At 55.3% G+C, this 13,808-nt stretch carries 18 protein-coding genes, 2 tRNA genes and 2 pseudogenes; 10 read left to right on the forward strand and 12 right to left on the reverse strand.

The window, feature by feature from the left end; translation table 11 throughout:
- Positions 1-4: 4 nt before the first annotated feature.
- Positions 5-463 carry an NUDIX hydrolase gene (locus EMQ_RS02810; protein ID WP_010667458.1) on the reverse strand — a complete coding sequence of 153 codons (459 nt, stop codon included), beginning with the start codon at positions 461-463 and terminating at the stop codon, positions 5-7.
- Entirely contained in the window at positions 441-1,694 is a 1,254-nt protein-coding gene (locus tag EMQ_RS02815) for an MFS transporter (RefSeq protein ID WP_010667459.1), read from the reverse strand. Before EMQ_RS02815 ends, EMQ_RS02810 begins: the two co-directional genes overlap by 23 nt.
- A gap of 152 nt (positions 1,695-1,846) precedes the next feature.
- On the opposite strand from EMQ_RS02815, the gene gpt reads away from it, so the two are divergent.
- From gpt to EMQ_RS02845, 6 genes and pseudogenes are all read left to right on the forward strand, one after another.
- Positions 1,847-2,329, forward strand: coding sequence for a xanthine phosphoribosyltransferase (gene gpt / locus EMQ_RS02820; RefSeq protein WP_010667460.1), 483 nt, complete (start codon positions 1,847-1,849; stop codon positions 2,327-2,329).
- A gap of 6 nt (positions 2,330-2,335) precedes the next feature.
- The gene (locus EMQ_RS02825; protein WP_010667461.1) at positions 2,336-3,256 is read left to right on the forward strand and encodes an N-acetylmuramic acid 6-phosphate etherase; all 921 of its coding nucleotides are present in this window, start codon (positions 2,336-2,338) and stop codon (positions 3,254-3,256) included.
- A 15-nt stretch (positions 3,257-3,271) separates the two neighbouring features.
- Positions 3,272-3,348, forward strand: a tRNA-Pro gene (locus tag EMQ_RS02830).
- Between the two features lie 43 nt (positions 3,349-3,391).
- Positions 3,392-3,697, forward strand: coding sequence for an ETC complex I subunit (locus EMQ_RS02835; protein WP_010667462.1), 306 nt, complete (start codon positions 3,392-3,394; stop codon positions 3,695-3,697).
- A 75-nt stretch (positions 3,698-3,772) separates the two neighbouring features.
- Positions 3,773-3,849: transfer RNA gene (locus EMQ_RS02840), tRNA-Arg, on the forward strand.
- A gap of 154 nt (positions 3,850-4,003) precedes the next feature.
- Positions 4,004-4,761 (forward strand): annotated as a pseudogene (locus tag EMQ_RS02845) (IS5 family transposase).
- 37 nt (positions 4,762-4,798) lie between these two features.
- Here the strand turns inward: EMQ_RS02845 and EMQ_RS02850 are convergent.
- The 7 genes and pseudogenes from EMQ_RS02850 to EMQ_RS02880 all read right to left on the reverse strand — a co-directional run bounded on the left by EMQ_RS02850 (position 4,799) and on the right by EMQ_RS02880 (position 7,882).
- A pseudogene (locus tag EMQ_RS02850) lies at positions 4,799-5,618 on the reverse strand (IS5 family transposase).
- A gap of 82 nt (positions 5,619-5,700) precedes the next feature.
- Positions 5,701-6,015: a hypothetical protein gene (locus tag EMQ_RS02855; protein ID WP_010666594.1), complete on the reverse strand. Its 315-nt coding sequence runs from the start codon at positions 6,013-6,015 to the stop codon at positions 5,701-5,703.
- Complete coding sequence (locus tag EMQ_RS02860) at positions 6,012-6,290, reverse strand: hypothetical protein (protein ID WP_018308494.1); 279 nt, start codon at positions 6,288-6,290, stop codon at positions 6,012-6,014. Before EMQ_RS02860 ends, EMQ_RS02855 begins: the two co-directional genes overlap by 4 nt.
- Positions 6,287-6,754, reverse strand: a complete 468-nt coding sequence (locus EMQ_RS02865; protein ID WP_018308493.1) for a hypothetical protein — start codon at positions 6,752-6,754, stop codon at positions 6,287-6,289. Before EMQ_RS02865 ends, EMQ_RS02860 begins: the two co-directional genes overlap by 4 nt.
- Complete coding sequence (locus tag EMQ_RS02870) at positions 6,751-7,035, reverse strand: helix-turn-helix domain-containing protein (protein WP_018308492.1); 285 nt, start codon at positions 7,033-7,035, stop codon at positions 6,751-6,753. The genes EMQ_RS02865 and EMQ_RS02870 overlap by 4 nt, the downstream gene beginning before the upstream one ends.
- Positions 7,032-7,328 carry a helix-turn-helix domain-containing protein gene (locus EMQ_RS02875; RefSeq protein ID WP_010668798.1) on the reverse strand — a complete coding sequence of 99 codons (297 nt, stop codon included), beginning with the start codon at positions 7,326-7,328 and terminating at the stop codon, positions 7,032-7,034. Before EMQ_RS02875 ends, EMQ_RS02870 begins: the two co-directional genes overlap by 4 nt.
- Positions 7,328-7,882 carry a helix-turn-helix domain-containing protein gene (locus EMQ_RS02880; RefSeq protein ID WP_010668799.1) on the reverse strand — a complete coding sequence of 185 codons (555 nt, stop codon included), beginning with the start codon at positions 7,880-7,882 and terminating at the stop codon, positions 7,328-7,330. Before EMQ_RS02880 ends, EMQ_RS02875 begins: the two co-directional genes overlap by 1 nt.
- Before the next feature lie 217 nt (positions 7,883-8,099).
- Between EMQ_RS02880 and EMQ_RS02885 the strand changes: the two genes are divergently transcribed.
- On the forward strand, positions 8,100-8,828 hold the full coding sequence (locus tag EMQ_RS02885) for a LexA family transcriptional regulator (RefSeq protein WP_010668800.1): 729 nt from the start codon (positions 8,100-8,102) through the stop codon (positions 8,826-8,828).
- Positions 8,828-9,388 (forward strand): hypothetical protein, encoded by a 561-nt coding sequence (locus EMQ_RS02890; RefSeq protein ID WP_018308491.1) that lies wholly within the window; start codon positions 8,828-8,830, stop codon positions 9,386-9,388. The genes EMQ_RS02885 and EMQ_RS02890 overlap by 1 nt, the downstream gene beginning before the upstream one ends.
- 325 nt (positions 9,389-9,713) lie before the next feature.
- Here EMQ_RS02890 and EMQ_RS02895 read toward each other — a convergent pair whose 3' ends face one another.
- From EMQ_RS02895 to EMQ_RS02905, 3 genes are all read right to left on the reverse strand, one after another.
- On the reverse strand, positions 9,714-11,132 hold the full coding sequence (locus EMQ_RS02895) for a Tad domain-containing protein (protein WP_132012075.1): 1,419 nt from the start codon (positions 11,130-11,132) through the stop codon (positions 9,714-9,716).
- Positions 11,133-11,216: 84 nt separating this feature from the next.
- Entirely contained in the window at positions 11,217-11,777 is a 561-nt protein-coding gene (locus EMQ_RS02900; protein WP_010666591.1) for a LolA family protein, read from the reverse strand.
- Entirely contained in the window at positions 11,774-12,082 is a 309-nt protein-coding gene (locus EMQ_RS02905; protein WP_026200257.1) for a BolA family protein, read from the reverse strand. Before EMQ_RS02905 ends, EMQ_RS02900 begins: the two co-directional genes overlap by 4 nt.
- 84 nt (positions 12,083-12,166) lie before the next feature.
- Between EMQ_RS02905 and EMQ_RS02910 the strand changes: the two genes are divergently transcribed.
- Together EMQ_RS02910 and cobS are read left to right on the forward strand one after the other, a co-directional pair.
- Positions 12,167-12,772 carry a J domain-containing protein gene (locus EMQ_RS02910; RefSeq protein ID WP_010666589.1) on the forward strand — a complete coding sequence of 202 codons (606 nt, stop codon included), beginning with the start codon at positions 12,167-12,169 and terminating at the stop codon, positions 12,770-12,772.
- A gap of 41 nt (positions 12,773-12,813) precedes the next feature.
- Positions 12,814-13,806 carry a cobaltochelatase subunit CobS gene (gene cobS / locus EMQ_RS02915; protein ID WP_010666588.1) on the forward strand — a complete coding sequence of 331 codons (993 nt, stop codon included), beginning with the start codon at positions 12,814-12,816 and terminating at the stop codon, positions 13,804-13,806.
- The last annotated feature ends 2 nt before the right edge of the window (positions 13,807-13,808 follow it).

A 13,808-nucleotide genomic window follows, 5' to 3' on the forward strand; every position in this document is an offset into this window, starting at 1 on the left:
AAGGTCACGAATTCCCAGCAGCCTCCTCGGCTCGCTGCGCCAATGCGAGGACACCGGTGCTGGCCTGAGCACCCAACTCGCGGATTGCTTCCAGACTGAACCACCCCGCATCAAGCGCATCGTCCGCAGCGATAGGTTCCCGCGTGTCCCGTGGATGTCTCAGATCGCACCGAACCGCGACAATGACGTAGTGGAACAGCAGAAAGCCGTTCTCGTCCCGGTGGATCGAATCAAAAGCTGTCAGCACACTGGTGCCTTGGGCGTCGATACCGGTTTCTTCTGCAAGCTCACGCCCGGCTGCCGTCAGAAGATCCTCTCCGGGTTCGATACGGCCGCCCGGGAACCCCCACAGCCCCGCGTCGGGAGGATTGGCGCGTCGGACCAGAAGAAAGCGCCCGTCGATGGGATTACGGCAAACGGCAATGACCGCGCCTCGCGGTTCAGGCTGCTGGCTTGATGTCATCGAGCCGATCCAGTTCACGCAATCCCGGAAAAAGACGTATCCAGAGCCCCGTCACAATCAACGTGCCGACGCCGCCAATCACCACGGCCGGCACTGCACCGACACAGGCCGCCAGCATGCCACTCTCGAACTCCCCAAGCTGGTTGGAAGAACCGATGAACAGCATGTTCACAGCAGAGACACGCCCGCGCATTTCATCGGGTGTCCCAAGCTGAATCAGCGCGCCCCGAACCATCACGCTGATCACATCCGCAGCACCCAGAACCATCAGCGCCAGAATGGAGAGCGGAATGGAGCGGGACACGCCGAAAACGATTGTCGCCAGCCCGAATATGGCCACCGACAGAAACATGATCTTTCCCGCGCTTCCTCGGATGGGCCAGCGCGTCATGATGACCGCCATCAGAACGGCTCCCATGGCGGGACCAGCCCTGAGCAGACCAAGTGCGATGGGACCAGCGTGCAGAATGTCTTCGGCATAAACCGGCAGAAGCGCCGTCGCGCCGCCAAGCAGCACAGCGAACAGATCGAGCGAGATCGCGCCCAGCATGGGACGCTGTCTGCGCAGGAAGGCGATGCCGCCCATCACGGATTCCAGCGTAATGGGCTGACGTCGCCTTTCCGGAAAACTCATTCTGATCGACGCTGTCGCCAGAGCCGATGCAGCAAAGCCAAGGCAACACAGTGCGTAACAGGTACCTGCGCCAAAACCATACAGCACACCGCCGAGAGACGGTCCGGCAATACAGGCCACCTGAAACAGGGAGGATGACAGGGCTGCCGCCCGTGGAAACAGCGATGCCGGAACTATGGCGGGAAGAAACGTCTGCTGCGCGGGCATTTCGAAGGCGCGACAGGCTCCGAAGAGCGCGACCAACAGGTAGAGTGCCCACGGTCCGATAAGATGTTGCCATGAAGCAATCGCCATCCCGAATGCAGCGAGCGCCTCTACCACCTGACAGGTCATCACGATACGGTGGCGGTTGAACTGATCCGCCACATGCCCGGCAGGTAGTGTCAGCAGCATCATGGGAAGAAACTGGGCCAGCCCGACAAATCCCAGAGAGGCAGAACTATGTGTCAGGGAGTAGGTCTGCCACGCCACCGCGATCGCCTGCACCTGTGAGGAGAATGCAGAGAGGTTACGACCAACCAGACAGCTGATCAGTCCCGGTTGCCGCAGCAGAGCAGGATCGGGAGAAGGAGGAACGGATGTTTCGGACGCTGACATGCAGATGTCTCTAGCAGGTGATTATTCTACTGACATCACCCCGTTCGTCACGTTGCCAAGACAGTTTGCGGGAGGCAATACACTCGTTACGCCGCCATAAGCCTTTATCGAGCTAGCGGTGCAGAGACCGAGATAAATGGAGACGCGGTGCGATGGCGACGACTTATGCAACAGTGACCTGGGACCAGCTTCACCGCGACGCCCGCACTCTGGCGGAAACCCTCATGTCCAAGGGACCGTTCAAGGGCATTGTCGCCATTACCCGAGGCGGTCTGATCCCGGCCGCCATCCTCGCCCGTGAGCTCGACTGCCGTCTGATCGAGTCAATTTCTGTTGTGACCTATGATGAAGAATCAAAAGGCGCTCCAAAAATAATCAAGGATCCGCAGGCTGCCGGAGATGGAGAAGGCTTCCTTGTGGTGGATGATCTTGTCGATTCCGGTATTACCGCGCGCGTCGTGCGTGAGCGTCTGCCGAAAGCGCTGTTTGCCTGTCTTTACGCCAAGCCGACAGGCAAGCCTCTGACCGATCTGTTCGTCATGGAAGTGCCGCAGGACACATGGGTGCTCTTTCCGTGGGATACGGCTCCGCTGTTCATCGCGCCTCTCGCCAAAAAAGCGACGAACGGAAACTGAGTTCTCATGACCTCTTCCCTGCCCGCGACTGAAAGCGCCGACCCGGCTTTTCTTGATTACGACACATGGCCTGTCGCCATACAATTAACGGCCTTGTGGCAATCCCAGCTTGCGGCCGCAGCGGTTGTGTCATCCGCCCTGCCCGCTTTGACAGAAGCGGTTGAAGACGCCCTGCCTCGCCTGAAAGCTGGAGGCCGTCTGGTATATGCTGGCGCGGGCAGCTCAGGTCGGCTGGCCGCGCAGGATGGTGCGGAACTCGAACCGACTTACAACTGGCCTCCTGAGCGGATGTGTCTTCTGATTGCAGGAGGCAGCAAGGCTCTGCTCAATGCCGTCGAGAATGCAGAAGATGATGCTGTGGCGGGAAATGCTGAAGTTGAAGCGCTCGCACTGACTCCCAACGATGTCGTGGTCGGGATCGCAGCCAGTGGAAGAACGCCTTACACCATCGCCTGCATCAAGGCGGCCCGGAGAGCAGGCGCACTGACTGTGGGGATCGCTAACGTGCCTGAAACGGCTCTCCTGCTTGCTGCGGAGCATGCCGTTTTCGTTGGCACCGGAGCCGAGCCGATTGCAGGCTCGACACGTATGAAGGCAGGCACAGCCCAGAAGATCGTTCTCAATCTGCTGTCCACTTCCCTCATGACCGGACTGGGACGCGTTTATAAGGCGCGGATGGTCGATATGCGCAGCCGCAACGTCAAGCTGCGTGAGCGGGCTGTCCGCATGGTTATCAATCTCACGAATTGCACCGAGGAAAGCGCCCGAATCGCGCTTGAGCAGACAGAAGGTCATGTAAAATCAGCCGTTCTGATAGCGCTCGGTGCTGAGAAAAAAGCTGCTGAGACTGCCCTTTCCCAGTCTGACGATAATTTGCGTAATGCTTTGAGCCGATTAGGGCTTGCCAGAACCTCTCTGTGCACCTAGGTTCCGCCGCAGGTTCGGGGCGTGGCGCAGCCTGGTAGCGCGCCTGTTTTGGGTACAGGAGGCCCCCGGTTCGAGTCCGGGCGCCCCGACCACTTTTTCGACACGGTCTCGTTGAAAGCAACGGAGTGGCGAGTGATGACAGCAAGAATTTACAAACAGCCCAAGAGTGCAGGACAGTCGGGTCTCTATGGTGCCCGGAACTGGATTTTCGAATACGGTCAGTCCGCACCGCATCGTCCTACTCCCCTTATGGGATGGACCGGAAGCAGCGATACAAAATCTCAGGTCCGACTGAAGTTTGAGAGCCGTGAGCAGGCCGAGGCTTATGCCCGCCACCATGCCATTCCTTACGAGGTTGAGCCGACGGTAGAGCGCATTCGTGTCCCGAAGGTTTATGCTGATAACTTCGCGATGAACCGTATTCAGAACTGGACGCACTGAAGTTTTTCAACGGCTCTTGTTTTTTCTGCTGGAACAACGGATAAAACGCCTGCCGCTCTTCAAGAGCGGTTCTGCGCGCCCTTAGCTCAGTTGGATAGAGCAACAGCCTTCTAAGCTGTGGGTCAATGGTTCGAATCCATTAGGGCGCGCCAGTTTTTCCTTAAAAATCAATAATTTAAGTGGATAATCCCCTATTCATTTTAGGAATATATCCTCTTTTAATGCCTAGGAGGGATCGACATTCAGGATTCCCAAATGGGGTGAAGGCTGATTCATAGGCATCCGTGTTGAGGCGCGGAGCGAATGATGGGGATCAAACGGTATGAGTTGAGCGAGACGCAGTGGTCGCGGATTGCCTCGCTGGTTCCGGGCAAGGCGTCTGATCCCGGCCGAACGAGTGGGGATAACCGTTTGTTCGTAAACGGATGCTTGTGGGTGCTGCGCTCTGGCGCCCATTGGTGCGATCTGCCGGAACGCTATGGCAAGTGGAAGACGGTGCATCGGCGTTTCAGCCGCTGGTGCCATGCCGGCGTGTGGGAGCGGGTATTCGAGGCGCTGACGGCAGACCGCGATAACACGTATCTGATGATCGACAGCACCATCGTTCGCGCCCACCAGCAGGCCGCGACCGGAAAAGGGGGGCCAAGGATCAGGCGCTGGGGCGTTCCCGAGGTGGACTGACGACCAAGATCCACATGCTCGCCGACACGTTCGGCCGGCCTTTGCGTTTCCGTATCACGCCTGGGCAGGCCAGCGACATCGCTTCCGCGTCCGATCTGCTCGAAGGTCGGCGAGGTGGAGCGGTTCTTGCCGACAAAGCGTATGACGGCAACGACTTACGCAAACGGATCGCAGACATGAACGCCGAGGCGGTGATCCCATCCAAGCGCAATCGCAAGGTCACCATCTCGCACGACGCAGGCATCTACAAGCATCGCAACCAGATCGAACGCTGCTTTGGACGCCTTAAGCATTTCCGTCGCTTCGCTACCCGCTACGACCGACGCACCATCCACTTCACAGGCTTCGTCCATCTCGCCGCTGCCATGATATGGCTACGCTGAATGTCGATCCCGCCTAGCATAGTCCTCGGGTCAGGCCTCATGCCTTGAGGTAGAAAATGACACTTGCGGCGATATGGATTGCGGACATGAATGTATGAGCATATCTGTCATATCGTGTTGCCACGCGCCGCCAGTCCTTGGGCTTTGCGACCATGTTTTCGATCAGATGGCGCTTTTTATACAGATGCCAGTTGTAAGACGACTTTGATTTCCGGTTCTTTTTCGGTGGAATACAGGCCGTGATGTTCTGTCCTGCGAGAGACCGCCTGATTTTATTGCTGTCATAACCGCGATCCCCAATGACCTCTTCTGTCTCATCGGGGAGATCTGCCAGCAGCACATCCGTACCTTTAAAGTCGCTGACCTGCCCGGCAGTCAGATGAAGACAGACGGGTCGTCCCTGACCATCGCACACAGCATGGAGTTTTGATTCCAGGCCGCCTTTTGTCCGTCCGATATGACGGGGAAAAGCCCCCGTTTGAGTAGCGACGCTGACGTTCTGTGTGCCTTGAGATGTGTCGCATCAATCATCAGGCGCTTTGAACGGCCAGCCTGTTTCGTCAGCGCGACGAAGATCCGGTCAAAGACACCGAGACGGCACCAGCGAATGAAACGATTGCATAAAGTCTTGTGCAGGTCATAGGCTTTCGGTCAGTCTTTCCACTGAAGACCGTGACAGATGACGTAGACGATCCCGCTCGGAACACGGCGGTCACCCACGCACGGAACTCCATGCGCCAGTGGGAAAAATGCCTGATCTGTTCCATCTGGCGCCCAGACAGTAAAAACAACTCACTGAAGCGGGCCGGATGGTTTTGCACAAAGCGACAAAAGGTTTTGCACCCCAAAAGCGGCATACAAGCGATCGATTAGACCCCTTTTATGCTGCGTTTAGTGGTCGGGTAGGGTGTGCAAATCACATCGCAATGATTTCGTGCGCTAAGCCACTTCTGACGCCTCTGATATCTGAGCCACCCGCCAATTCGGGCACATGATGGCGATACCTAACCCCACCGCCAGCGGCTCCGATCCGAACTTTCTCCTGAGAGCAGAGGCCGCCTGCGCCTCACGTTCGCGCTGAACCCGTATAATCAGCCGACTGATCATCGACCGGGAAACCCCGATTTCTTTTTCAATAGATCGAATACTCAGCCATCCCGGAGAATACGGACCCCGCTTTTGATACGCCTGCGCCAGATACTGCTCCACCCTGGATTGAGCAACCGCGAGAAGTTCTGGAGAAAGTGGCTTCATGCGCGTGCTCCTGCATCCTCATGTGGCGTTTTCTCGCTCTCATCGTCGTCAGCTGCATCCGGAACGCCATCCGGAAACGACGGCAATGGTTCAAACTGGCGACGAGGCAAGCCAAGTCGTGCATCCAGCTCACGCACAATCAGGCGCGCCGCCAGTGCATGCACCTGAACGGCCGACAGATCGCCCATCAGAACCGATGACAGAGCGCCAGCGACGCCAATCGCCAACCCTGCCAGACCCGCCACGATTGAATAAAACAACGGATCACCAATCATCTCGGCACTCCTCGATATGCTGCGCGTCGCAGAGACGCCGCCATTTTTGAAAGTTCCCGCTGTTTCATCTGGGTTTCAGCCAGAGTGATCATCGGCAACAACCGCCGGTCCACCACAGCCAGGCCGTGCGGCTCAGCGATAAACTCCAGAAGTCTCTGATCGCCTGTCGCACCCAGCAGCGCATCGAAACGCGGCACCGAGATCACATGCATGTCGCGCGTCGGTGACGCATAAGCATTCAGCATGTTCACGCTGATATGCCGCTCCATCTGACGGCTCATGCTGTCTGCGATCTGCTCCCGCGACCGACCGCACTCCGCCAGTGCAATCGAAACCGCACGGGCCAGACGGACATCGAACGAGTTTGATCTCATCAGGGATGGATCGAACGCCGCGACAGGAGAGGGCGGAACCCAGTCCAGCAGTGACAGCTGCGCCACTGCATCAATCCGAGCCCCTTTCATTGTGCATCTCCGCGCCACAGCCGGATGGCGTGTGCCATCAGAAAATCGGTGCAGCCAATCGCCTCTCCGACTCTCAAGATGTTTTCCAGCGTTATGCCCCGGCCGTTCGCCTCCATCCGGCTTATCGCCTGCGTAGAGATCCCTGTGGCACGAGAGATGTGGGTGATGCGTAGGCCTTTCTGCTTCCGGAAACTGCGGAGAGCCGAACCCATGCCTGATCGAAACGCGGCGCGTTGACCGCAGCGCGCATCTCGAATCTGCGTCGCTAAAATCCCGTTCATGTCGCGGAGACAGCGCGCAGCCGCATGTGCTCCATAACAATCGACAGCAGAAAATCGGTTAGCTCCGAGGCGGATGCGTCATACGCATAGAGAATGTCGAGCAGGGTCATGAGATGAGGAGAGCGCGTCCCCGCCTCGATCGTATGGATCGTTGAGGGATGAAACCCTGTTTTTTCCGCAGCCTCGGCGCGACTGATCCCTATTCTGGTTCTGAGTATTTTCATCTGGCGCCCGATCGCCCGAGCGAGTTCCGGTGTTATCTGCCGCCGGATCGGATCGACTTTTTTCGTCATCACGCGGCCTCCCGAGACAGGCCACCCGGCAGTTCGGGAGCAATCACCTGAATGACGAGATCGCGATCCTCCTCACTCATACTGAGCCAGATCTGATCCCATGACTGAGCGATGTCGCAACTGATGTTCCGCATCACACCCAGACGCCCACGGGTGTCCATCTTCCGCCAACCGGTGAGGAATTTCTCCAGAGGCGTAGCCGGGACAGGCTTCGGCGCTTTCGTGACCTCGCTCACAGCATCCGCGATCTTCGTAATCTCTGGATACCGGATCACCATCTCGATAATCTTGCGCTGCATTTCTGGCGGATGCTTCGCCAGCGCATCAAGCTGCGATCCACTGCGCGAAACCCATGTTCCGGCAATTTTTTCGCGCACATCCGGCGCAATCTCGGCCTCAACAGGACGAGAGTATCCCGGCGTGTTGATCGCCCGGCTGACCGCACCCTCATTCCGCCCGAGCTTCACGGCAAAAGCCGCCAGCGAACCAAAGCGCATTTTCAGCGCCGCCTTGATCTCTTCGGCATGCATGCCTTTGCGATGTGTTTGTGTCATACTGACGCTCCTCAAACCGGGGCGGTGCCAGCCGCCCTTTTCTCAACCTCCACGCCCGTCATTTCTGGCGGTCGTTCGTGTCTGGAAGTTATGCCGGTGAGAATACACCTCAAAAGAGGAGTGATAACCGAAAAGAACAGCGTATCACTTCTTTTCTGTGGACTGTTTGTGGAAAACGATATGTTTTTAAGTCGTTTCAAAGGCTTAAACGGACGAGATGCTGCTCGTGTCTAATGTCTCAGTTTCAGAAGATAACTGGGACGTCATTTCCATTCCTGAAAGACTGCGTGAGGCTGTCGATAAAGGGGGTGGATACAACGCAATTGTGCGGCGCTCAGGTGTCTCTCAAAGCTCGCTGAATGAATATCTAAAAGGCCGCGTCCTACGGATAGACACAGCCAGCCGTTTGGCAGATGCCTGCGGTGTATCTCTGCAATGGCTGCTCTTCGGGGATGGTCCGAGCGGCAGACAGCCGATCCCGGCACAATCCGGTTGCGATCAGGTCTCCATCCCGCTGTTTGAAGGCGAGGTCAGCGCCGGACCAGGCGCGCTGGCTCCAAACGTGGAGAATTTCGCGGCAATAGAAATAGGACGCACAAGCCTGCCGTCACAGGTATTGTCGCGTCTCTCACATCTGGTTGCAGTTACAGTTCGCGGAGACAGCATGTATCCGACCCTGTCGGATGGGGACGTTGTATTTGTCGATACAGGCGACCATGCAGTCATAACCGGTTCAGTCTATGTAATGCGCCGCGACACAGACCTGCTTATCAAGCGCTTATCTTGGAACATGTCCGGTGATCTGGTCGTTTCGAGTGACAATTCTCAATACAAGGACGAGCAGATCAGCGCCGATCGCGCCCGTCAGCTCTTTGAGCAAGGCGCAAGCCCCATCGTAGTCGTAGGCCGCGTCGTCTGGCGCATGGGAACCATTGGAGCCAGATAATGCGCCCGCTGACAAAAAAAGAAATCGTTCAGGGATCACTGGTCTGGGTATTCGCAGGCTTCCTTGTTTACGGATACATGACGTCAGGGAACCCATCAAAGCAGGAACAACCCTCTGGGCCACCGAGAACAGACCTGATTGATACTGCAAAATTTTCAGGAATACCGCCGCGAAAGCTATCGATTATAAAGAAGTCACTTTCCAGTTTTCTTGATAGTTGCCCTAATATAGCAAAATACTCTCAACACGGAGAGACGCTCGGCGTTTATTACTATCCTGAAGGTTGGGAACAGACCCCGGCTCATGTGGATGTTGAGATAAATCTTACGGATGAAAGCCTACAGGCCATGCCGCAGGGCCTGCGCGATCCTCAGTGGGGGGGACATGCTGAATTTGGCCTGTCAGGCGGCGCAGAGCCCGGTATCATCATGGAAACACCGATCCCAGAATGGCTGTGCGACTATCCGGTTGATTACGTTATCCTGAGCAGTCAAGAACGCCACTGGGATATGGTAAAAGTTTTGATGCGAATACCGTCCATTCAACCGAACGCGTTCTAAGCGGCCTGTGAGCGCCGTCTAAATATACCTGCGCGCTCCGCATTAAATGTCCAAAACCAAAAGTCTAAAATCGCCGGTTGCAGTTTTTGTCCAAAACCTACCCGATCGCACCTTTCGTCTTGTGGATAACTTTTCCTCGGCTATATTAGCCCAGCTTTCCGCCAGATTTCATCCCACGACATCCCCGATCGTCCCATGAAATCCCGGACATCTATTACTCCAATACTTACTGTCCCCTTACACTCACTCACACGCTCACCCTCCACCGGCAAGCCTGTGAATCACAACAGACCATTCAGTTCAATAAGTTAAGCAGGTCCTGAGCCTAATTCTGATTATTCCCAATCAGTCGCAATGAGACATCACTCATGATAGAACTGAATATAGACGTAATAGCACTTTGGATGGCTGGACCGTCATCAGCCTCGAAAAAATCAACCGTGTCAGAGGCACAGGCTTGCATAGCTCCCTGCATGGAGCCTGATCCTGTCCCCAAAAGTGGGTTTATCATATAATCATTAATTGAATAGTATGTTGCCCAGACAGAAAATAATTTTATTCCACTTTGCTTTATATTTTGGCATGCAGCAGTGTAATCGACGTTTACAACGCGATATCGCGAATTCGGATCATCATATACGTTGGTATAACCATCCCATACATCTTGAGCACCATCCGACAGAAAAATGACGTAGGTTTTTTTCGTGGTTGCTGACGTTCCATCTCCCACATCTTGAATAAGAGAAAGGGCTTTGTTCAGATATTCAGATGTATTTGTATATCCATAATTATAGTCCTTGAAATCATACGGAGCTGAACCACTATTTTTCGCATTCGACCATTGCGTAGCATTTTCCACATCAATGGAGGAGGCAGTATTGATTGCAGCGGTCATATCTGAAGTTGGACTAAGAATTTGATTGAAATTTGTGCCAATTGTATCAATTGAAACTGTAATTTTATCAGGATATTTCGCAGAATATTGAGACAAGCTCTCCATAAATTCTTCAATTGCCTGATTAACGTAATCTATTTTAAGATTTATTCCCTGCTGCTTGGCGTATGCACGCATATCACAGGGCCATCTTCTTGAAGATGATTGGCGTGTACTAGAAGTATAACAAGCCTCCGTCGATATTCCGTAACCATTGGGATCGTGGCAGGCGAATACGCACTGACTACTTCCATCCTCCAGAGTGGAAATAGCCGTAGGGTCGCCTCCGATTGCCATGGAATTGGAAATATCCACTATGAAAATGATCTGAAAATAAGCCTCTCCTTCATCCATGGCAGCCGTAGATTGTACTGTTATTGGATTTCCTGAATAATTCAGAAAGTTTGAAATAAACATATCGGATGCATAGGAAAGGGAAACTGAGACCGCACCCGAAACAGAGGATGTAGGATTATACTGAACCGTTATGGAGGGAACCGGCGAAATACCGGCGATCTGAGCGTTTTGAATAACAGATTGCATGGCTGTTGTTTCGGCAATCTGCTGGGCAGTCGCCTGTGCGTTACTGTCACCCATGTGACTGAACATATAATTACTGGCGCTTTTGGTCGCAGACAAAGCCGCAGAATCGGAAAAAGTCTGTAGCTTTATTTTTGTGGCCACCATTTGGGAATAGTCGACCGCGGCAGCTATTGCGGTCATGATAACCAGAGAACCGAATACAGCAAAAATAATAACGCCGCCGGTCTGGTTTGAAAGAAACTGTCGAAAAAGAATTTTTCTTGACAAGACTGAATTCCGTACAACAAACACCTGATAAAATATAAATTTAATTATAAACAACACATTAATTTGAGGCGTGTTTTTCAAATATTATTCAAAGAAATCCAGCGTGATCATATGTTGCCGGTCATCCACAATAACCAGACCTGACAAGGCAAGTTTTACACCTTCATCCCTGAAACGTAATGTCAGCAGACCATCTGACAGCCGCCCCGTTCTGGCGATGGACACCTGAAGCGTTGCTGGTCCACGCTTCACAGCAGTCACCGTGACCGCCCCCTGCATATGGATCGGACGCGCAAGCAGCAGTCCAAGCGGTGTATGAGAAAGCCCCATGCGCGTCACGGCACCTGTCTGGGGGTTATACAGCACCAGATGTCCGTCGCCCGCCGTAAGCGTCATGCCCTTTGGATTGCTGTAATCCAGCCTCAGCTGTCCAGGCGTATAATTCAGTGCGCCGGAACCTCGGCTTCCGTCTGGCCAGGTTTGCACGAACCAGCTTTGCAAACTGGTCAGACCATTCAGATAGTCCTCCACACGGGCAACATCCTGCTGGTCCTGCGCTGTCAGAGGAAAGGTTCTGGTCTGGGAGCAGGCCGCCAGCGCCAATCCGGACAGCAGGGCGCTTCTGCGGGAGAGTAGCCGCATCATGCCGCCGCCTCGGCTGGCGTGTTCAGCGTCAAAGCCAGCGCATGCAGACCGTCGGCAAACTCCGGGTCGAGATATTTGTGAACCAGACGCGACCGGGCAACGCGCGAAAGCCCCGAAAAGGCATCACTCACCACCGTCAGACGAAAATGTGTCTCCGATGCGCCCTCCTGCGGCCCACGCGGACGGGCGATGTGATGCGCATGCCGATCACTCTCGTCGATAATCTCCATACGAACCGGATGCAGCTTCTCCTGCAGAAGCGCCTCCACGCGCTGAGCCCGTGGACCTGTTGCAATACCTGCCATCGATCTTATCTCCGCCTTCTGCATGTCACTCTCCGTCAACAAGCCTCTTGCATCCGGACCGTCGTGGCACACATAACAGGCTGCATGAGCAGACGAAACACACGTCATCGGGCATTTGATCCCGATCCGGATGCCCCGAGGCAATGTTGCGACGCCCCCGGCTGCGAGCGGGAGGCCGGCTATCGTGCGCCTCGGTCCCGCGATAGTCTGAACGAATATTTCTGGTTCTGCCTTGAGCACGTTCGCGAGTACAATGCGCGGTGGGACTATTACAAAGGCATGAGTTCGGCGCAGATTGAGGCCCATCTGCGCGCTGACATGTCATGGGATCGTCCCTCGTGGAAAATCGGGCGTATCGGCCAGAAAGGCTTCAACGAGGAGGATGTGCTCGACCCCCTCGATATCCTCAACGCCTCCCGCGCCGATCGCGCCCGTCGCCACCGCCAGTCCCGCGAGCCGAAAACACCGGAGCCCCTGCGCGAACCACTCGCCACAATGGGACTGCGCTGGCCCGTCTCTCTCGACGAGGTCAAGTCGCGCTACAAGGCTCTTGCTAAAAAGCACCATCCGGACACCAATCATGGTGATCCACATGCTGAAGAGCGTCTGAAAGTCATCAACGTGGCCTATTCAACCCTTCGCACGCATTTCACCTCCAACATTGAGAGTGACCTCGAAAAATCTGCCTGATCGTGGCAGGGTCACTCTGAACATTAACGAACGGATGCATCATGAACGCTGAGTCTGCTGACCTGATACCAACATCTGCGATCTCGGTTCCCGACCTTGAGGTCTCGGTGCGTGAGGTTTTCGGAATTGACAGCGACATCAAGGTTCCCGCCTTCTCGATCCGCACCGAGCATGTGCCCGAAATCGACACCAGCTACCGGTTCGATCACGACACGACGCTCGCGATTCTGGCGGGATTCGCGTTCAACCGCCGCGTGATGGTGCAGGGCTTCCACGGCACCGGTAAATCCTCACACGTCGAACAGATCGCTGCCCGTCTGAACTGGCCGTGCGTCCGCATCAATCTCGACAGTCATGTTTCGCGCATCGACCTGATCGGCAAGGATGCGATCGTCCTGAAAGACGGTCAGCAGGTGACCGAATTCCGTGAAGGCCTGCTGCCGTGGTGTCTCCAGCACCCCTGCGCCCTCGTGTTCGACGAATATGATGCAGGCCGTCCGGATGTGATGTTCGTTATCCAGCGCGTGCTGGAAGTGGACGGCAACCTGACACTGCTCGACCAGAACCGCGTCATCCGTCCCAACCCGTTCTTCCGTCTGTTCGCTACCGCCAACACGGTCGGCCTTGGCGATACGACCGGCCTGTATCACGGCACGCAGCAGATCAATCAGGGACAGATGGACCGCTGGAACATCGTCACCTCCCTGAACTATCTGCCGCACGAGCAGGAAGTGGCTATTGTCACGTCCAAACTTGGCATCGCCGCCGATGACAAGAAGATGCGCCAGACCATCGACAACATGGTCGCCCTCGCCGGTCTGACACGGTCCGGCTTCATGGCAGGCGATATCTCCACTGTCATGTCACCCCGCACAGTCATCGCCTGGGCTGAAAATCTGCGGATTTTCGGTGATCTGGCCTTCGCCTTCCGGGTGACATTCCTGAACAAGTGTGACGAAGCCGAACGCAGCATGGTGGCTGAATACTACCAGCGCTGCTTCAACGCCGACCCCATGGGCAAGCGCAAGAACTGACT

This window comes from Acetobacter aceti NBRC 14818 (genome assembly GCF_000193495.2).
Lineage (GTDB): Bacteria > Pseudomonadota > Alphaproteobacteria > Acetobacterales > Acetobacteraceae > Acetobacter > Acetobacter aceti.